This window comes from Rahnella sp. Larv3_ips, assembly GCF_003697865.1.
Classification (GTDB): Bacteria; Pseudomonadota; Gammaproteobacteria; order Enterobacterales; family Enterobacteriaceae; genus Rahnella; species Rahnella rivi.
The window spans coordinates 507,486-525,373 of the sequence record NZ_MJIB01000005.1 but is presented as its reverse complement, the minus strand read 5'-3'; the positions used below and the strand labels follow the sequence as shown (position 1 = coordinate 525,373).

Genomic DNA, 17,888 nt, shown 5'->3' with positions numbered 1-17,888 from the left:
GCGTTGAATGCGAATTACTTGTTCGAAAATTCACTGAGACAGTGCTTAAAAAAGTGTCTATTTTAGAAACAGGTCTTTTAAAATCATCAGGAAAGGAACCCATGACACGTAAAGTCGGGATTATAGGCGCAGGCCACGTAGGGGCTGACGTTGCATTTTCATTGGTCACACAGGGATTGTGCGACACGATTGTTTTGCTGGATGAAGACGAAAAAAAGGCGGGCAGTCAGGCACTCGAACTGCGCGACATGGCATCTCTCACCGCGTCACGCGTTAAGATAATCGCCAACGATTACAGCGAATTGCACAACGCAGATGTGCTGGTCATCGCCGTCGGCCCGAAAACGCTGCTGCGTGAAGATCGCCTCGAAGAACTGGCAGAGACGCGCGCCGCCGTGCGTGAAGTGATCCCGCGCGTGATTGCCAGCGGTTTTGGCGGCGTTATCGTCAACATCACCAACCCGTGCGATGTCATTACCCAGATTATTCAACAAACCAGCGGCTTCCTGCACTCTCAGGTCTTCGGCACCGGCACGTCGCTCGATACCGCACGCATGAAGCGCGTCGTGGGCGAATTCTTCGATATCGACCCCCAAAGCGTCACCGGCTACGTGATGGGTGAGCACGGCGAATCACAGTTTGTCGCCTGGAGCACCGTGACTGTGGGCGGATGTCCGGTGGCCCAACTGGCGGGCGACCGTGACGTTGACTGGGCCAGCATGCAGGACGCCGTGCGCGGCGGTGGCTGGGAAATCCTGCAAGGCAAGGGCTGGACCAGTTTCGGCATTGCCACGGCAACGGCCCGTCTGGTGGACGCGATATTATCTGACGCGCACAGCGTATATCTGGTGTCGGCGTGGGATGAAGAGCTGAACGTGTACATCGGCCAGCCTGCGGTGATCGGCAAAAACGGCGTGGTTCAGACATTGCGGCCAGAGCTGACCGTTTACGAAGGCGTGGCATACCATGCTTCTGCACGCGTGATTGCCGCGGCGCTGAAGTCTGAAAAATAGTCCAGACGCATCACATTCCGCTGCGGGGCAGGCCGGGAATAACCTGAAATTGTTCAGGCATTAAGCAGAGAGTTCGAAAGCCATTGACTCATCCCGGTCTGCCCGTATAATCCGAACCCGCAACGCTCCCGAATGGGACAAGCAATGCGCCCTTAGCTCAGTTGGATAGAGCAACGGCCTTCTAAGCCGTAGGTCACAGGTTCGAGCCCTGTAGGGCGTACCATTCAAAAACAATCACTTAACTGTCAGTCGTTCCCTCTGAAATTTGCGAGTGGGACAGATTTGGGACAGAAACCCCGAAAATAGCGTCTATCTGCTTCGCGTGCTCCGTTAAATGATTCGGCGCCAGATGCGCGTATCGCCGTACCATCTCGATCGACTCCCAGCCGCCCATTTCCTGAAGAACTGACAACGGGACACCGGCCTGAATCAGCCAGCTTGCCCATGTGTGTCTCAGGTCGTGAAAGCGGAAGTTTTCGATCCCAGCTCGTTTCAAAGCCAAACGCCATGCTGTATTCGAATCGACACGCAATTTCCTGACTGCCGCGGTTACTGACCCGTCAGAGCGCTTGCTTGCCGTGGTGTGAACAAATACCCATTTTTGATGGTTGCCAATCTGTTCACGTAGCACTTTGCAGGCGGTATCATTCAAGGCTACGCCAATAGCTTTGCCTGACTTGCTTTCTTCCGGGTGTATCCATGCGACCTTTCGCTGCATGTCGATTTGCTGCCATTCGAGATTAACGATGTTGGATCTGCGCAGGCCGGTAACCAGCGCAAAAATCACCGTCGATTTTAAAGGCTCAGGACATTCATCAACCAGGCGCTGCGCTTCATTTGGTTCGAGCCATCTGACGCGCTTATTTTTTGCCTGAGGGACTTTTATCACTGGGGCTTTTTCCAGCCATTTCCAATCGCGCTCTGCTGCGCGCAAAAGCGACTTCATCAGAGCAAGGTGCTTAGCCTTCGTCGCTGTGCTGACAGTCTGGCGCTCATACTTTGGCGCTTCGATCCCTCTTTTCGCCAATGATTGTGAATGCAGTCGATGGTTTTCCGCTGCCCGGCGGTTAACCATTTTGCTAATCGCCGTGTAGATTTTGGCTTCGGTAATATCCTTCAACTTCACCCCTTCAAAATGCATCAGCCAGAATCCCATCCGGCTTTTGTCATCATCCAGAGATTTCTTCTCAGCCCGTTCTTCCAACCACCTTAAACAGGCCTCTTCAAAAGTGACGTCAGGAAAATCGCCGAGCCGGTCTATTCGCCAGAGCTCTGATTTTCTTTTGTCGTGCAGCTCCTGAGCCTCCCTCTTGTTCGCTGTCCCAAGAGATTCTTTAAGTCTTTGCCCACCCGGCAGCGAGAAGCTCGCGTACCAGATGTTACCTCTACGGAAGATGGACATGTTTTTTCCTCGAGCATGTCACCCTCACTCACGGCGACAGTGTTGATCGGTTTATTCAGTGCGGCAATACATGCTTGCCGGGTGAAGATGTAAGGGGACTTTGGTTTCGATGGATCCTTGCGCTCGGCGTGAACGCGGCCATCTCTGACCCATTTGGTCAGCGTGGGCAGAGAAAGACCCAAAAACTGAGCTGCTTCGGCTTTTGTGAGCCCATATCTGTTCAAAAGGCTACCTCTCTATTTATCAGTTTGATGAGCACGCTAAACAGCCACTGGAACCCATCAAGAGATAGATTAACTTTGTGGGTTGAAATGTACTCGTGGAAGGTAGAATGGTAGAACAATCAAAAGGTTATGAGTTTTTAATCAGAAGAGGATTGAATAATTTTTTTTAAAAAAAGTAATGACTTAATCAAACAAAAAATTAGAATGTCACCAATAAGATTTACATCAAAAATTTTCACTCCTGAAGGAGAAGTTATAATGAATCTTACCTACTCCCATTTATCGTCGCGTACTTCCGTGATGAAAGCGATCGAGGAATGTGACTCTTTAGGTAGAGAAGTATTTCTTAAAAGTTATGGTTTCAGATACTCTAGAAAATACTTTTTAGTACACAACGACGAACGTTATGATACCAAAGCGATCGTTGCTGCCGCTTTTTATCATCAATTTGGGGTTAAACTAAAGCCGACAGATTTCAGTGGTGGAGTCCAGACTGTAGTACCCCTATTAACAAGTCTAGGTTTCAAAGTTATTAAAACGCCCCATCCTGTAGAGTTTTTAAAGAAAGGTATGATATATCAAAGAAAAGAACTCCTAAGTTTATATGGCGGTCAGTTACAAGCTGGTATATGGACTCCAAAGGAGTTTTCTGTAATATTTATTTTTTCCGGTGATTCCGGATCTTTATATGGATATAAAGATGATTGGACAAGTGATGGTCTTTTCTCTTATACAGGTGAAGGTCAGAGCGGAAATATGGTATTTTCTAAGGGGAATAAAGCTATTAGAGATCATAAGGAAAATGGTCGAGATATTTTTCTATTCGAAGATCGAAAGAAAGAAGCTGGCGTAAGATTCTCTGGAATGTTCGAATGTGACACTTGGGCTGAAAAACAATGTAAGGATATAAAAGGAAAAGATAGAATAGGTATTATTTTTAATTTAACGCCAGTTGATTATTTTCAGGATGTTGAGATTAATCTAGTAAACGAAACCCATACAGGCTCGCCATCGTCATCTTTAAGTGAGTTGCGTAAAAAAGCGTTAAAAGCTGCATTAACAACAGGAAGCAAACAAACAAGCGACACTAAGGCTTCATGGTTTAAGCGTAGTGAAGATGTTCGGCGATATGTACTAAAACGCGCAAACGGTATTTGTGAGTGTTGCGATAAAGAAGCGCCTTTTAAGAAACGAAATGGTGAGCCCTATTTAGAACCACATCATACGAAAAGATTAGCTGATGAGGGACCTGATCACCCTAAATGGGTGGGAGCAATCTGTCCAACCTGCCACAGACACATACATAGTGGTGAAAATGGAGATTGTATTAACAAAAAACTCATGGAAAAATTATTAATAATAGAGACTGATTAAATATCTAATTTTTAACAAAATAGGGATTAATTGGATTGCTCAAGTGATCGTGGATTTGGGCACTCAACTCTCTTATGTTGTTGTGAGCCTCCTAGGGGGATTATCTATGATTTGAGTAAATTGTGTGCTTTTTCTATTCTCTTTAGAATAATATTAATCTGTTGTAAAGCTCACTCGGTATTAGACATCTTCCTCATAATATTTCTCGTTAATGTTATACCCCATGCGTTAAGGTTTTATTTTCGTTAAATGAATCGATAAGACTTGCTGCCCTAGCAATTCTATCTGGGGGGACTACAACATATTCTGGATGTTCAATTGAATCTGCAGCCCATGAGTGTGCATATTTAGATTCATTGAAAGTGAATTCCGCTTTATCACCAAATGCAGCGGCGGCGCAAGCCCAAACTTGAATACCACTCTTATCGAGTATCTGTTCTTTCGTCAGGGGAATTTCGGTTTCACCCATCACTTTTCTTCGCTTTTTAAGAGAGAGATGTGTTGGATCTGACTCAATATGGGACAAAGGAATATTTATTATACTAATCTGGGTTTGGTTTTTTTGTGATGCACCAGCAGTGACCGCCAGATAATGCCCGATCTGCACTTTGACGCGAGAGTTACGCGCTGGCGCCAGAGCGGTGAACGTCGCCGGTAGCAGGTCGATATCATTGAACGGGTTTTCATTGCCCCAGTGATGCCAGCCAGCGGCGTCACCACGACTGAACAACTCAATGCGGGATACTGACCCATAAAGCTCCTCCAGACGCAGGCGCACTTCAGCTGGTTTTTCGCTGTGCTCGCCGCGGCAGCTGTGAACAACCTGTTTAACTCTGGCGCTGACGCGCTCGAGCCCGGCACCGCGGGTGGCGATAAGAACATCTTCGCTATTACCGCGCGTATAGTTGCCGCCGTTCATGACTGTTTCGGCGCTGAGTGCATCCAGAAAGTCTTCAAAGTCGATCATGGTCTGCTCTGCCAGCGCCCGCTCAATACGTCCGCGCGCCTGCTCATAAAGCTTGACCCATGTGAAGCCCTTCATGGTCTTAACCTTGAAGCCCCACGCCTGCGCCAGCTCGACAGCCTCGGCGGCGAAGTTGCCGGTATACCACATCGCAAGGACCGCGTTTTCGGCAGCGATTGACCAGACCGGCAGGCGTTTAATATCTTCGAGTGTCATGGTGCTGTAATGATCGTCGGCTGCCCCGTTGCTGATTTTATTACTGTACTGCCACGGCGGATCTGCATATATGAGCTGATACATCAAACCGGTACTCCGCATGTTTTAGAAAGTGAACGATGGTGATTCATGACCGTTGCCACGTAAGACGCTTTCCGGTTCATCACCTCAATGGCGTAGTTCCGGCCCGCGACGCGCACCTGGTACGTTTCGCTGTTCTTTCGCCGGGCGTAATCGCCGTATTTCTGCTGGTGGCAGCTCAGCGCGGTTTCGGCTGCCTGCTTTTCTTGCGGCGTCGGATTGCCGCGAATGACGTGACGCATGGCTTTCTCCAGACGTAAAAAAACCGCCCGTAGGCGGCTTATATAGCGGATGTAGTTATCAACCTTTTGGCTTCTCTAAAGAATCCAAACCCTTCTGAAGTTTGTCTTTTTCCTTCTTTCTACGGATTATTTCCTGCCCAATATCATCCAGACGTTGCTGGCTAAATGGTCTGCCTTCAGTTGCTGCTTGAGTAATTTCAGATTCTTCTTCAACTAACCGTTCAATTTTTTGATTGTGTTCTGCAATTCCGATACGAGCACCTTCAGAGTTAAATTCTAAACTCATAGAAAACATCCTTTTGATTAGCGGCATACTAAATACTTGGATAATTTTAGCTCATGTATAGAATTTTTATCCTTCTTCAATCTCCTAATTTTTCGATGAGCGCGACGACATCAACGCCCAACGCTTAACCGATCTTCAGAAACAGTACCGTTGTGTCATTCAGGCTGAGCTGTATACGCGGGCCGCTTTGGTAACCAAGCGATAAGTTGTAGGACATGCTGTGATGCCTATTCAACTCGCACCAGATGCTTAATCTTTTGCGCCGCCTGATCGCTCATCACCGAAATTGTCATGAACGGCCGGGCGCAGGTCGGGGATACTCAATTTTGCCATTTCTAATCCTATACGTTTAGAAATACAAAAGGGCGCCTTATTCAGCCTGATTAACGTGAGTTATCTCGGGGGGATTCTTGTAAGCCACTCAGATAAATATTGAACTGCTCGACGAATCAAGAGACTTTGTCCTTGAGGGTCTATCTCAATAGCTCTTCCCTTGTTCCCATGAAAAAGATTGTGCCTCAATCTTATAATCACTTTTAAACAGGCAGAAACCTTCTGCGCATCAGTAGGTTCGTCAATTGTTAACTTTTCATAAATAGCATTCCGAGCCCCAGGCTGATAATCAGCGAGACTCTCCAACGCGTCAGGGCCATTGAATTCGTTTGTGTAGCGTTGCTTAAAAAAATCAAAGATGCTATCTGAATTTACAGGATTTTCTTGTGTTAGATGGATGAGGTTTTCGGCGTAATTATCGGTTTCATTTAAGCCAGCATTCCGGTCAAAAAGACGTTGCTCAGCATAGTAAAACCCCATCGTAAAATCGAAAATTGCTTGTAAGAGATTGTCAGGAGGTGGGTTATCAACTCCAAAAAGTACGACTATGCGATTACTGTCAATCATAAAATTCCTCTTTCATGTGAATAATTATCTTGCCAGATATAGAACTGTCGATATGTATGTTGTTGTCAACATACTGTAAGGTCTTCATTTAATAGCATCTAACAATAATGGGCAATTCGCTTTGCTATAGAGTCTTCCCGCTTCCTGTTTTACTGCATTGGTGTTTAGTCCCGGATCGGCATCCCATAACAACGCCTGTTGTGCTGAAGTAAAACTTGCGAAGTCAATCAATAGCTCTTCTCTGTTGGTGTCAGGTTCGTACTCATGCATTGATTTAATATAGTTCTCCGCGGCATACTTCATTAATTTATGCTCGTTGTTTTCTTTAAAATCAGAGAGATGTTGCAAGCCCTCATAGAAAGCACAGGTAACATAGACCTTAGCCTTTTCACTATACTTATTTGCAATGTCATAATCAGTTGCCTGTGAAACAGAAGAGGCAAACACAAGGGCTAGAATTAACGGCTTAATTTTCATTTCAGACCTCAAAAATGTAATGGCATCAAAAATACTATTTTTCTGAATGTTTAGAAATGACCTAAAACAGCTTTTAACTAATAGTGCCTAATACCATCAGGGTGTTACTGACCACAAATTTTACGACTAACTTATTTTGAGGTTCAACTGGAGTAGTCGGACAAGGGGCGCTCATTTATTGATCAGAAATAAATGATCGATCATCTATTTGATGAGTCAGTGCGGTAACTTGATTTGGTAATCAGCGCAGAAATCCAGCACGTACAGGCATTCAGCGGGGCTTTCGGTCTCGTTGACCACGTCGCAGCCGCCGGGATGGAGGCAGTTGCAATGCTGGCAGCTAAGACGATTGTCGAAGCAGTCTTTCGCCATGTGGTACCCGTTGCATCTGCCGCCGCTGAATCTGTGAGGAAAATCATAAGAGGGGCAGCGACAAGTTACCTGCCGTCCGTCCCAATACGCTTTCCCGCTGGTCATTACTCAGCACCTGGCGCTTCGATCGGCTTGATGGTATCCAGTAGCAATCTGGCGCGACCGTGGCCGCCGCAGCGCTGGCCGGTGTCGCGGTAGTAAAACTCTTTTGAAGACACGGCCCACGTCGTGGCGGTCATGTGTATTTTTACGCGCTTCTGCCCGTCGTTACGCACGACGATGGCGGTATGTGTTTTTGCTTTAGGCATGGTGATCGCCTCTATAGAAAGGGAGATGACCAGCCCTGAGCGGGCTGGCGCTGCTTGTTTTTAAAAAGGAATATCGTCGTCGAAGTCCTGAACCGGCTGTGATGCTGTGTTACGGTTCTGCAGGCCAGATGTTCTGGTCTGATTCGTCTGGTTGGCATAAGGATTTGCTGGGGGGTGTGCGCCGTTGGCGCGCTGCGCGTTGGTACCAGCATTCGGATCGCGCTCATCTCTGTCTTTCAGTGCGGCAACCATCTTGTCGACGGCTTCAGCTGGTTGGTTCTCGGCGTGCTCGGCATATGTTTTACGGGTCCCGCACTTGAATGCCTGGCGGATCTCCATCCGGTAACCCTCGCCACCATTGACTTTCGTATACAGGGTTTTCTGAAGAACAAGGCCAACTGATTTACCAACCAAACCCTGATTGTGCCATTCAACTCCATCCGGCCCCTGCACCTTAACTGGCGCTGCTTCTTTGATGCCTGCCGACCACATCAGGGCGGAGATCAGACCCATGCCGAACGTCGGCTCGCCGTCCTTACCCAGATAGTTGATGCGCAGGTAGTTGGCTTTCGCGCCGTTAGAGTCGAGGCTAATTTCCAGCGCCTGCGACTGACTGCCGTCTTTACCGAAGGTGTAAACAGCGGAAGAGATAACGCCTTCATAAGCGCCGTTCTCAGAGATACCCATGGTGCCAGCCTTTTTGGCTGCTTCCGGATCGAATTTAAAGCTCATTGGTTGTTGCATCAGATTGTTGCTCCTAAGGAATCAGACATGAAGTCGCAGATAGCGACGTCCACAGCTTTGAGGTCGTTGTCCATTTCGGACTGGTCAGGGAAAAGGTCAGGCGGGGCTTTGGCCGTGTCGTTGTCGTCACCTTTGATCAGGAAGACGTGCTTACCGTCTTTCTTGATGGCGCGCAGAACGATGGAGAAATACCCCTCAGGCGTCAGCTTTTCGTTCAGCATCTTCCCGGCGGTTTTCATTCGGATCTTGCCTTCGCTTTCTTCGGTGTGAGCCAGAAAGTAAACGCGAACGTCGTCCGGCAGCTGCGTGGCGGCGGTGATAATCCGCCAGACGTGATCGGCCATTTCAGTGAACTTGGTGTAGCCGGTCTGGTAGGCCCGCATCATATTTTCGTGCTGCATGACGACCTGAAAGTCATCGATGATCAGCACCTTTCGCGATTTCGATAGAACCATGCGCTGGATCTTGTCCTGCACTTCATTCCAGTCATCGGTACGGAAAACGTTGCCGCGCTGCGGTTCGCCGTTGGCGTCCGGCTGGCCGTGAATGCGCCAGCCTTTCGAACGGAACGGGAGTAGTTTGGGGATGCATTGGATCAGAAGGCATTCTTCTGGCACAAAGTTGCGCAGGCTATACGACTTGCCCGCGCCGGAGTCCCCGAGTATCAGAACTGGAGTACCCATCAGAACATCGCTCCCATTGCCTGTTTCATGGTGAATTCCTGATCTTCGTTCAGCTCCATGTTTGCCAAACACCAGCGGAAGTAACCAGGGTCCTTTGCGCCAATATCGACGAAGGTTTCGTTTTTGTACTTCCCGAATTTCATGATGTGCAGCAGCGAAGGGTTATTGGTGATATCCCGCATTTCTGACACTTTCCAGTGTGCCAGGCTGTTCATGTAGAGCAGGGTGGTGGCAGTGACGTAGCAGTCATACAGTGCGCGGTGTGCGTAAAGCCCATCAGGAACGTGAGGATCTAATCCAAACCGATAGCGCAGATACTGGTTGCCGTGGGATTTCTCTTCCGGCCATAGCTTGCGGGACAATTTCAGCGTGCAAATCCATGGGGCGGTGATCTGAGGCAACTTCTCGCGGTCGAATGCGGCGTTGTGGGCTACGTAGAGATCAGCGCCGAGGTATTTATCAATCACATCTGCGATTGGGGGCGCGTCAGCGACCATTTCCTCGGTGATGTGGTGGATTGCCATAGCTTCAAAGCTGATAGGCTCAGAAGGGCGCACAAAGTCGCTGATGGGGTTACAGATTTCACCGTTTACGATATCTACGCTGGCAATTTCGATCACTTCGCCCTCTATGGAGGTGGTTTCGGTGTCGATCACTCTAAATATGGGCATGCTGATTTCCTGCGTCAGTTTGGGCATCGAGAACTGCCTCGAGGTGAGATAGCCGCACAGCCAGCTTTTCGAGCGCCGCCGGTGACATGCGCCGAGCGATGCACAGCGATAAAATCAGGTCTTCCGTGATTTTTGCCTTGTTCGGCACGTTCGGCTTCACATCCATACGGCGTCCACCATCAGCAGGAAAAGCGTCACCGCGAACAGCAGAGCTGTCGGGAACCAAAAGCCACGCCACGTCAGCGGCTGCCAGTTGCGAACGTCATCGCCTGACAGCTTGTGGCGGTACTGGATCTTTTGTGCAGGCTTCATTTCCATGATGTTCTCCGTTTAACGTGAGTAGTCAGCCTGACCGGCCAGCTGTGTTTCTGCGTGCAGCAGCTGCTGAACAAGACGACCGGCAAAGCGACATGCATTGATGAACAGGTGCGCTGGCGCGGCGTTGTTGAAAGTGGATTTCGTTGCATTGGAACCTCCGATTGAATCCATGACAAAGCGCCCGCGCTGGCAGGCTTCTTTGCGATGGAGTGAAAAAAATGCCCCAAGGGGATGGGGCGAAGACACACAGCATTGGATGATTAACGGAGAGAGCTGCGTCGCTGGATTCGAACCAGATCCGGGGTAGGGAACCCCGCGCATTGCCTTTTATGCTACGACACAACGGAAAGAGCATTAATCTGTTCAGGGAGGTCTTCTGGAGTTTCCTTCGCCACAGAGAAATGCTCTTACCTGTTGTATGCTGGGATGATAGCCCAGCTATCCACCGCCTTTACTTTTAAGCCCAATGAACTGCTGCGGTACTCCGGGCTGTAACTCTTTGACTTATTGCGGTAGAGATGGGGTGAAGGGATATTTCGCTGCGTTGCCGAAGCGGTTCTTGATCATGATGTTTTTGTAAATGATGACCTCTGCAAGAAGTGATGCCTTGTCGACTTCATCTTTTAAAGCTCCGTCCCCGATCGTAAGATTGGGATTCTGAAAATCGTCGTCTTCAAGAAATAGGACGGTTAAATTTTTTACTTCGTACATGGAAACCTCGATGGAAAATTCTGATCCCCACCAGAAATTAGCCCAAGAATTGACATTCGCCTTTTTGAGCGCCCAAAAAGGGCTAGATACCCCTAATCTGTTCTTCCGGAAGTACGATGAGGTTTACCCAGAATTTTATTGGCTGGTCAGCAATAAGTATGGTGAATTGCGGAAGAAGAACCCGCCAAGAACTGACTTCTAAGGGTTCTTAAAAAACCGCTCAGACGCCTCTTTTACCGGCATGTCGAGCATTTGTGTTTTCCCACAGTTCAATACAAGCAGGGTGAACTCACCTTGCTGTTCAGTTTTTTTCGCTATCAGATAACTGATTGATGAATGCGGAATTACCAACAATTCACTCGTTTCATCATCTTCAATAAGAAGTACGTTTTCCAATTTCTCCTCCTACCTTCACGTTGTGATAATGGTCTTGCCAAAGCCCCCGGTTAACAGGGGCAGTGGTAAAAACACTTTTCTAAAGAGCTCGTCGCCAGTCGGTCCCTCTCGGGGCTGGGAGTGATTTCATGGCTCACCCGATGCCTGTTCTTGGTGACAGTGGTTGCTGTCGATGAGTGAAATATACCTAAGGTTATTTTTCATGGCAATACCCTAAGTTATTTAATTTAAAACCCATGGGTTTAATGTAATGAAAAATAAGGTGTTAAAGTCTTAAGGTTTTTTTTCAAGGGTGTTTTTTGCAAGCTAAATAGAAAATAACTTGATTTTTTAAGTCGTAGGATGGATATTCAAGACCGTGTTTATATACAGTGCTTTTGAGGTGGGAGTTTCGGTAATGACAGGAGCGTATTTGAGGGTTGGTGTTGGTAAGTATTTAGAAGCGTGCCCTGCTTCAAACTTTCGACGCAAGGCATATAAGGAGATTTATCGTTTGAGTGAACGCGCCATGTATACGATGACACCAATAATCTTTACATCATCATTCATTGGGATAAGCGGAAGGCGAGAATCACCCACATCAAGATAGTTATCACCGCCCCTTGATATAAATTTGTATGCTGAGGGAACGCCTTTTATCTCAGCGAAAACAAAATCTTGATTACCCGGCTGTTCACGGGTGTCAACAACGATCATCGAACCATCCGGTAATTCCGGAAACCCAGTTGGGAACTTCAAGCGATAAGCGTGGGCATTTTTGGTATCGACTATGTCTGGGACCACGGTATACATACCTGTAGGGCCGTTTTCATCCCATATTTCCATCATTCTTGATGGGTCATAATAAATTCTTTCAGAAGCTCCTCTCTCTTTGTGATCCTGATCGGACCATGGAACCTCCTTAAAATTTTTCATATCCCCAGTACCGTCTGCCAGCCATTCAGGCCTCACCCCTAAGGCTTTAGCAATATCAACTAATTTAACCGAACCCTGGCTTCTTCCAGCGGCAATTTTCCAAATACTAGGTTGTGAGATTCCTGCGGCCTCCGCAAGCGATGCCTGCGTAAAGCCACCCTCTTCCATTGCCATCTTCAATCTTTGAGCGAGCGTTGTTTTGTTCATACCGGCGAACATATAACCACGGATATTTTTAGTCAAATATCCAAGGGTATTGCTTTTGTTAAGTCTCATAGTTATTATTTTCACGTGTTCAATCTCAAGGTTATTTTTTTATGATCAACGAAACCATTAATCGAGCAATCCAAATGGTAGGGAGCCAAAAAAAATTTGCTCTTCGCGTTGGTGTAAGTCAGCCGAACGTCTGGTGCTGGTTACATAACAAGAAGCGTGTTTCTCCGGAGAAGGTTCCGGCTGTTGTAGAGGCAACGGGGGGGCAAATCCAGGCATATCAAATTCGTCCAGATTTACCCGAACTTTTCCCGCATCCGGTAAAGGTTGCCTGAGCAGTAATAATCGAAAACTAACACGCAATTGTTTCTCAAATAACCACGATCCGGAGATCTAGACAGTGGACAAGAAGGCCCCCAACTGGCTCGTCGAAAAACAGCCTGAGTGGTATGTCGATGTTTGCCGGGATCTGATCACAGATTTACCTGGTGGATATTTCGAAGCGGCGAAGTGGCTAAAAACGACTGAAGACGGCGTTTATAACCGCTTGAAAGAACTGAAAGGGCAGGTAATGCCCCTCGGTTTCGCCATGGTTCTGCAAAAAGCTGCTGGTAATCCACGGCTGGCGCACGAAATCGCGTTCCGCAGCGGCGGTACCTTCGTGCCAAATCCAAATATGGACGAGCTGGACGATATCGAGCTGGGGCGCATGTTCCGCGAAATGGCCGTGCGCATGGGCAAGCTGGCGGAAACGTATGACGAGATTACAGCCGATGGCGTGATCGATGACGCGGAGAAGAAGCGTTTTATGTCTGAAGGCAACGTGCTGATCAACAGCATTACTGCATTTCAGCAGCACTCGCTGGCGCTGTTCCACAGGCCGGGCGGTGAAGAGTGAACACTGCAAAAAGAAAAGCCGTACTGCGGGAACAGTACGGCCATCACTTCTGCAAAAACCACTGAGGTTTTAAACATTATGCACAAGAACAAGCGCGCTGCGCAACCCCGAGAATTTACCCGCTATGACTTCGTTCGGCCTGCCGATCCTATCGGTGCGGCGCCCAAGGCATTTCAAAAACGCTTTGCGTCTGAATGGCGCAAGGTGCAGGCGCAGCATGAGGATAAAACGGATGAGTAGCACCGCTGAAATTATTCAATTCCGCGCAGCAACAGTGCGGGAGGAGCGTCGCGTGGCCGATCTTGATGATGGGTATACACGGCTGGCAACAATGATACTGGAGGAGCTGGCAGGTGCTGATTTCACTAAGCGTCAGTTTAAGGTTCTGCTGGCTGTGATCAGGCTGACATACGGCTGGAATAAACCCCGTGACCGGATAGCTAACTCTCAGCTTTCCGAGATTGCAAAGTTGCCTGTAAAACGCGTGAGTGAAACGCGTGTGCAGTTACTGAAAATGAACGTGTTATCTGCTTTAGGCCAGATGATTGGTATCAACAAAAACGTATCCGAATGGGCGCTCCCTCAAAACGAGGGATTATCCCTCAAATCAGGGGATAAAAAATCCCTCAATCTAGGGGAGAGCTATCCCTCAAAACAGGGGGACACCATAGACATTATTCCAAAGACATTAAAAACAGATCCCCCTAAAGCCCCCAAGGGGGAAACCGAGAAGGAGTTTTCAGAACAAGTTCTGGCAGAAGCAAAACAGGCTCTCGAGTATTACAACGAGATCACCCAAGGCAGTTGCCGTTCTGCAGAACCTTTCGCAGTGCTACTGACAGAAACCAAGTCTCGCAGCGCCTACACACTGCAAGACCTGCAGTTAGTTATTCGCTGGGTAGTGATGACCTGGAAGCGCCGAAATAACACCGTGGCTAAGCCTGCCAATATCTGCCGCGTAAGCCGGTTTGATGGGTACTTGTCCGACGCTGAGGTCTGGCAGAAAACCTGCGTAGATATCGATTGTCAGGCAGTGATTGACGCCTACAACGAAGTGACCGCTGGGCGCATGGCGCCAGCCGATTTATACCGGGACCGCTCGATCGCTATCCGTGAGCTGGCGAGCCATCTTGCCAAACAGACACCGGAAGGTTTCCGTGCGTACTTCAGGGCGTTCCTTGCCGATGCCCGTGAATATTATTTTGGTGGCGCTGATGGCCTTGGCTGGCACGCCAATTTTGATTACCTGATGAAGCCAGAGACGCTGCGCAAAGTACGGGAGGGAACACTGTGATTAATACGGATATCGAGGCAAGCGTGATCGGCGGCCTGCTGCTGAACGGCTATACCCCAGACGCGGCGGATGTGCTGGCTACTCTCAGCCATGAGTCTTTCTCAGTGCCGTTTTACCGAGACACGTTTAAGGAAATTAAGCGTCAAGCCAATAATCGCGGCCTGATCGACGGTTTGCTGGTGGCTGAGGCAATGGGCAATGACCAGTTCGCTAACGTCATGGAAACCATGCGCCAGTGTCCGTCAGCGGCCAACCTGAAAGGCTATGCGCGCATCGTCGGCGAGTTCTCTCAGATCCGCCAGTTCTCCCAACTGATGGAAACCTATTACGACCAGATCACCGGTGCGAATAACCACGAACGGGCGATCGATACCATTCAGGAGTTCGTCAGTCAGGTGATGAGCATCAACCGGCCGGCGGATGAGGTTCAGCCCGTTCACATCGATGAGCTGATGGGCTCATATGCCGAATTGCTGGAACATCGTCTCCTGAACGGCGAGGAGTCGGATACTCTGAAAACCGGTATTCCTGAGCTGGATGAAATTACCGGCGGACTAAACAACGAAGATTTGATAATCGTTGCGGCGCGTCCTGGCATGGGCAAAACCGAGTTTGCTTTGACCGTGGCCGAAGGCGTGGCGGAAAGCACTATTCGGATCGGGGAAGACGTTTTCCCGCGCGGCGTGCTGATTTTCAGCATGGAAATGAGCGCGCAGCAGGTCATTGAACGCCAGCTGGCTGGCGCTGCCAATATGCCTGTTTCAGCCCTGCGCAAGCCATCACGGATGGACGATGAGGACTGGGCGCGCATATCGATGGGAATTAAGCGCCTGTCTGGCCTGCAGGTGTGGGTGGTGGATGCATCGAAGCTCACCATAGAGCAGATCCGCGCGATTGCGGAGCGGCACAAACGGAAATATCCAAATCTCTCTCTCATCCTTTGCGATTACCTCGGACTGATCGAGAAGCCGCGTGTTGAACGCAACGATCTGGCGATCGCCCATATATCCGGCGGCATGAAGCGTATGGCGAAAGATCTGAAAACACCGGTGATGTCACTCAGCCAGCTCTCGCGCGACGTGGAGAAACGCCCGAAAGGCCAGAAGCGCCCGGTTAACTCTGACTTGCGCGACGGGGGGAGCATCGAGCAGGACGCCGACGGGATTTATATGCTGTATCGCGAAGGGGTGTATGACCCGGAAAGCCCTGCCGCGCCGTTCGCTGAAATCATCGTGACCAAGAACCGATTTGGTGAGCTCGGTACCGTTTACCAGCAGTTCAAAAACGGCCACTTCAAGCCAACGGATCAGGCGCACGCCGCCGAGATGTGCAAACAGCGCCAATCAGCGCCAGCAGCTGCAGGCCGCCGTTATGGGAAGGAGGATTTTTGATGGATGACTTCTGCCTGCACGAAACCACTAAGGCGCAGTTGTGGCCTGTACTGAAAGAGCTGGTCGCATCCGGTAAGCGCTACCGCGTCAGCATCAAAGAGTGGCATGACAAGCGTTCAGTAAGCCAGAACGCGCTGCTATGGAAATGGAACGGCGAAATCGCCGGGCAGCTCGTAAAAGCCGGAAAGGGTACTTTTACCGGCGAGCAGCTGCATGAATACCTCAAAGAGATTTATTGTCCGGCGAAGGCGATCACCGTCATGGGTGAAACGCGATACGTGAAATCAACCAAGTTACTCGAGACCGGGGAAATGAGGCTTTACCTCGACCAGCTAAATACGTGGGCGCGTCAGCGCGGCATCCGCCTGACCATTCCGGCGCGCTGCGAATACCAGCAACTAAGAACACAACAGGGAGCCTAATGAAAACCTACGCGATAACGCCCATTCCAAAGCCACGAATGACGCAGAGAGACCGCTGGAAACAGCGCCCGCCCGTGCTGCGTTATCGCGCCTTCTGCGACGAGGTGCGGCTCAACCGCATTTCTCTGCCTGATTGCGGCTGGCACGTCACGTTTGTGTTGCCCATGCCCGCCAGCTGGAGCAAAAAGAAAAAGACAGAAATGGCTGGCAAACCTCACCAGCAGAAACCAGACAAAGACAATCTGGAAAAAGCATTGCTCGATGCGATTTTCGAAGACGACTGCCGGATCTGGGACGGTCGCGTCTCTAAGGTTTGGGGTGAAACCGGTCAGATAATTATTGGAGAAACAGCATGAATCTCGAAGCAGCTATTAAGCATTTTTCACCGAAAAGCCTGATGATCAGTGACTCATCGCGCGCGACAGCATCTGCTGCCCTGACCGGTACCGATGTGATGGCTGCTCTGGGTATGGCGCAGGCGCGCGCTGAACTGGGATTCGCTCTGTTCTTCGCAAAACACATGAAAGACCGGCAGAGCAGGGATAAGGCTGTAAAGCTGCTGGCGCAGATTGCCATGCAGATAGCGCCAGTGACTATCGGCAAAGTTGCTGGTCGACGAATGGCAAAGGCCATGTTGATTCTCTGTGGTCAGGCGGTAGAGGTTTATTGCCGCACTGCAGATGATCCTCATGTGCGCTGCCCGCAGTGCAAAGGCCGCCGAAAAGTTGCAGCAATAGCGCTGGCGAACGGCGGGGGAGTCGTTTGCGATTATGCTTTGATGGGCCTGGCCGAAGGGCAATATAGTGAGCCTGAGGAGCGTGAATGTCCGCGTTGTCACGGTACTGGATTGAAAGCCTCCCCGTCCTCACGCGCTTACCGCGCGGTAAATGCGTTGTTGCCTGAGCTGCCTCAACGTACTTGGTCGCTGAATTGGAAACCATTCTACGATGAACTGATCAGCCGCTGCGAGGCCGAGGAATCCCAGGCAGACGCGCAGTTTATGAAAATAACGCGTAGCGATACGATGGCGGCATAATTTCAACTTATTGCTAATTTTAGCGACGCGTTAGTTGCATTCTTGCCGAAAGTGTAATAGATTCCTCCCAATGATGGGGTTTTAATAACCCAATGATTTAAGCCTCGGCATCTGCCGGGGCTTTTTTATTTGAGTAAATCAATATCCAATTACAGATGCATTATTTTGATATCATTTTCCAACAGATGATTGGGATGTGATTTATGAGAATACTTTTTACTGTCCTTTTGTGTTTACTATTGTCTGGTTGTGCATGGGAGTCATTGCTACATCCAGTTTCTTCAGATGTGTGCCCACAGGGGATCAATAGTATTACCCAACAGTGTCGGTGAAAACC

The 17,888-nt window shown here is 49.2% G+C and carries 27 protein-coding genes and 1 tRNA gene; 12 read left to right on the top strand and 16 right to left on the bottom strand.

The features are described 5' to 3' along the window. Positions 1-101 precede the first annotated feature (101 nt). Together ED901_RS11350 and ED901_RS11345 are read left to right on the top strand one after the other, a co-directional pair. Positions 102-1,013: an L-lactate dehydrogenase gene (locus ED901_RS11350; RefSeq protein ID WP_122095961.1), complete on the top strand. Its 912-nt coding sequence runs from the start codon at positions 102-104 to the stop codon at positions 1,011-1,013. A 146-nt stretch (positions 1,014-1,159) separates the two neighbouring features. Continuing rightward, positions 1,160-1,236, top strand: a tRNA-Arg gene (locus tag ED901_RS11345). 15 nt (positions 1,237-1,251) lie between these two features. Here the strand turns inward: ED901_RS11345 and ED901_RS11340 are convergent. Then, a complete protein-coding gene (locus ED901_RS11340) occupies positions 1,252-2,415 on the bottom strand; it encodes a site-specific integrase (RefSeq protein ID WP_122095960.1) in 1,164 nt (387 codons plus the stop codon). Positions 2,416-2,897: 482 nt separating this feature from the next. Here ED901_RS11340 and ED901_RS11330 point away from each other — a divergent pair, with 482 nt between their 5' ends. After that, positions 2,898-4,013: an HNH endonuclease signature motif containing protein gene (locus ED901_RS11330; protein WP_122095959.1), complete on the top strand. Its 1,116-nt coding sequence runs from the start codon at positions 2,898-2,900 to the stop codon at positions 4,011-4,013. Positions 4,014-4,227: 214 nt separating this feature from the next. Here ED901_RS11330 and ED901_RS25605 read toward each other — a convergent pair whose 3' ends face one another. From ED901_RS25605 to ED901_RS11270, 13 genes are all read right to left on the bottom strand, one after another. Next, positions 4,228-5,277 (bottom strand): MT-A70 family methyltransferase, encoded by a 1,050-nt coding sequence (locus tag ED901_RS25605; protein WP_371414302.1) that lies wholly within the window; start codon positions 5,275-5,277, stop codon positions 4,228-4,230. Then, positions 5,277-5,516: a DUF4060 family protein gene (locus ED901_RS11320; RefSeq protein ID WP_122095958.1), complete on the bottom strand. Its 240-nt coding sequence runs from the start codon at positions 5,514-5,516 to the stop codon at positions 5,277-5,279. The genes ED901_RS25605 and ED901_RS11320 overlap by 1 nt, the downstream gene beginning before the upstream one ends. A 58-nt stretch (positions 5,517-5,574) precedes the next feature. After that, entirely contained in the window at positions 5,575-5,802 is a 228-nt protein-coding gene (locus ED901_RS11315) for a hypothetical protein (protein WP_122095957.1), read from the bottom strand. A 393-nt stretch (positions 5,803-6,195) separates the two neighbouring features. Further along, positions 6,196-6,702, bottom strand: coding sequence for a hypothetical protein (locus ED901_RS11310; RefSeq protein ID WP_122095956.1), 507 nt, complete (start codon positions 6,700-6,702; stop codon positions 6,196-6,198). 84 nt (positions 6,703-6,786) lie between these two features. Beyond that, on the bottom strand, positions 6,787-7,179 hold the full coding sequence (locus ED901_RS11305) for a hypothetical protein (protein WP_122095955.1): 393 nt from the start codon (positions 7,177-7,179) through the stop codon (positions 6,787-6,789). A gap of 476 nt (positions 7,180-7,655) precedes the next feature. Then, complete coding sequence (locus ED901_RS11295; protein ID WP_122095953.1) at positions 7,656-7,859, bottom strand: hypothetical protein; 204 nt, start codon at positions 7,857-7,859, stop codon at positions 7,656-7,658. A gap of 60 nt (positions 7,860-7,919) precedes the next feature. After that, positions 7,920-8,603, bottom strand: coding sequence for a hypothetical protein (locus ED901_RS11290; protein ID WP_122095952.1), 684 nt, complete (start codon positions 8,601-8,603; stop codon positions 7,920-7,922). After that, a complete protein-coding gene (locus ED901_RS11285; RefSeq protein WP_205965088.1) occupies positions 8,603-9,286 on the bottom strand; it encodes an AAA family ATPase in 684 nt (227 codons plus the stop codon). The genes ED901_RS11290 and ED901_RS11285 overlap by 1 nt, the downstream gene beginning before the upstream one ends. Further along, positions 9,286-9,957 carry an exodeoxyribonuclease X gene (gene exoX / locus ED901_RS11280; protein WP_122095951.1) on the bottom strand — a complete coding sequence of 224 codons (672 nt, stop codon included), beginning with the start codon at positions 9,955-9,957 and terminating at the stop codon, positions 9,286-9,288. The genes ED901_RS11285 and exoX overlap by 1 nt, the downstream gene beginning before the upstream one ends. Then, a complete protein-coding gene (locus tag ED901_RS11275) occupies positions 9,944-10,123 on the bottom strand; it encodes a hypothetical protein (RefSeq protein WP_122095950.1) in 180 nt (59 codons plus the stop codon). Before ED901_RS11275 ends, exoX begins: the two co-directional genes overlap by 14 nt. Further along, positions 10,114-10,275 carry a hypothetical protein gene (locus ED901_RS25125; RefSeq protein WP_162997856.1) on the bottom strand — a complete coding sequence of 54 codons (162 nt, stop codon included), beginning with the start codon at positions 10,273-10,275 and terminating at the stop codon, positions 10,114-10,116. The genes ED901_RS11275 and ED901_RS25125 overlap by 10 nt, the downstream gene beginning before the upstream one ends. Before the next feature lie 12 nt (positions 10,276-10,287). Beyond that, entirely contained in the window at positions 10,288-10,446 is a 159-nt protein-coding gene (locus tag ED901_RS25120) for a hypothetical protein (protein WP_162997855.1), read from the bottom strand. 333 nt (positions 10,447-10,779) lie between these two features. Then, positions 10,780-10,986, bottom strand: a complete 207-nt coding sequence (locus ED901_RS11270) for a hypothetical protein (RefSeq protein WP_122095949.1) — start codon at positions 10,984-10,986, stop codon at positions 10,780-10,782. Between the two features lie 10 nt (positions 10,987-10,996). Here ED901_RS11270 and ED901_RS11265 point away from each other — a divergent pair, with 10 nt between their 5' ends. Beyond that, complete coding sequence (locus tag ED901_RS11265; protein ID WP_162997854.1) at positions 10,997-11,188, top strand: hypothetical protein; 192 nt, start codon at positions 10,997-10,999, stop codon at positions 11,186-11,188. Here the strand turns inward: ED901_RS11265 and ED901_RS11260 are convergent. Both ED901_RS11260 and ED901_RS11255 read right to left on the bottom strand, forming a co-directional pair. Continuing rightward, on the bottom strand, positions 11,185-11,382 hold the full coding sequence (locus tag ED901_RS11260; protein WP_122095947.1) for a hypothetical protein: 198 nt from the start codon (positions 11,380-11,382) through the stop codon (positions 11,185-11,187). The genes ED901_RS11265 and ED901_RS11260 overlap by 4 nt on opposite strands. 486 nt (positions 11,383-11,868) lie before the next feature. Then, positions 11,869-12,573 (bottom strand): XRE family transcriptional regulator, encoded by a 705-nt coding sequence (locus tag ED901_RS11255; RefSeq protein WP_122095946.1) that lies wholly within the window; start codon positions 12,571-12,573, stop codon positions 11,869-11,871. A gap of 44 nt (positions 12,574-12,617) precedes the next feature. Between ED901_RS11255 and ED901_RS11250 the strand changes: the two genes are divergently transcribed. From ED901_RS11250 to ED901_RS11220, 8 genes are all read left to right on the top strand, one after another. Continuing rightward, positions 12,618-12,845, top strand: a complete 228-nt coding sequence (locus tag ED901_RS11250) for a transcriptional regulator (RefSeq protein ID WP_371414305.1) — start codon at positions 12,618-12,620, stop codon at positions 12,843-12,845. A 65-nt stretch (positions 12,846-12,910) separates the two neighbouring features. Next, positions 12,911-13,408 carry a YmfL family putative regulatory protein gene (locus ED901_RS11245; RefSeq protein WP_122095944.1) on the top strand — a complete coding sequence of 166 codons (498 nt, stop codon included), beginning with the start codon at positions 12,911-12,913 and terminating at the stop codon, positions 13,406-13,408. Between the two features lie 78 nt (positions 13,409-13,486). Beyond that, the gene (locus ED901_RS25115) at positions 13,487-13,648 is read left to right on the top strand and encodes a hypothetical protein (protein ID WP_162997853.1); all 162 of its coding nucleotides are present in this window, start codon (positions 13,487-13,489) and stop codon (positions 13,646-13,648) included. Then, entirely contained in the window at positions 13,641-14,702 is a 1,062-nt protein-coding gene (locus ED901_RS11240; protein WP_122095943.1) for a replication protein, read from the top strand. The genes ED901_RS25115 and ED901_RS11240 overlap by 8 nt, the downstream gene beginning before the upstream one ends. Continuing rightward, a complete protein-coding gene (locus ED901_RS11235) occupies positions 14,702-16,093 on the top strand; it encodes a replicative DNA helicase (protein WP_122096117.1) in 1,392 nt (463 codons plus the stop codon). The genes ED901_RS11240 and ED901_RS11235 overlap by 1 nt, the downstream gene beginning before the upstream one ends. After that, positions 16,093-16,515: a hypothetical protein gene (locus ED901_RS11230; protein WP_122095942.1), complete on the top strand. Its 423-nt coding sequence runs from the start codon at positions 16,093-16,095 to the stop codon at positions 16,513-16,515. Before ED901_RS11235 ends, ED901_RS11230 begins: the two co-directional genes overlap by 1 nt. Continuing rightward, the gene (locus tag ED901_RS11225; RefSeq protein ID WP_122095941.1) at positions 16,515-16,871 is read left to right on the top strand and encodes a RusA family crossover junction endodeoxyribonuclease; all 357 of its coding nucleotides are present in this window, start codon (positions 16,515-16,517) and stop codon (positions 16,869-16,871) included. The genes ED901_RS11230 and ED901_RS11225 overlap by 1 nt, the downstream gene beginning before the upstream one ends. After that, complete coding sequence (locus tag ED901_RS11220; protein ID WP_122095940.1) at positions 16,868-17,551, top strand: antitermination protein; 684 nt, start codon at positions 16,868-16,870, stop codon at positions 17,549-17,551. The genes ED901_RS11225 and ED901_RS11220 overlap by 4 nt, the downstream gene beginning before the upstream one ends. Positions 17,552-17,888: the final 337 nt, after the last annotated feature.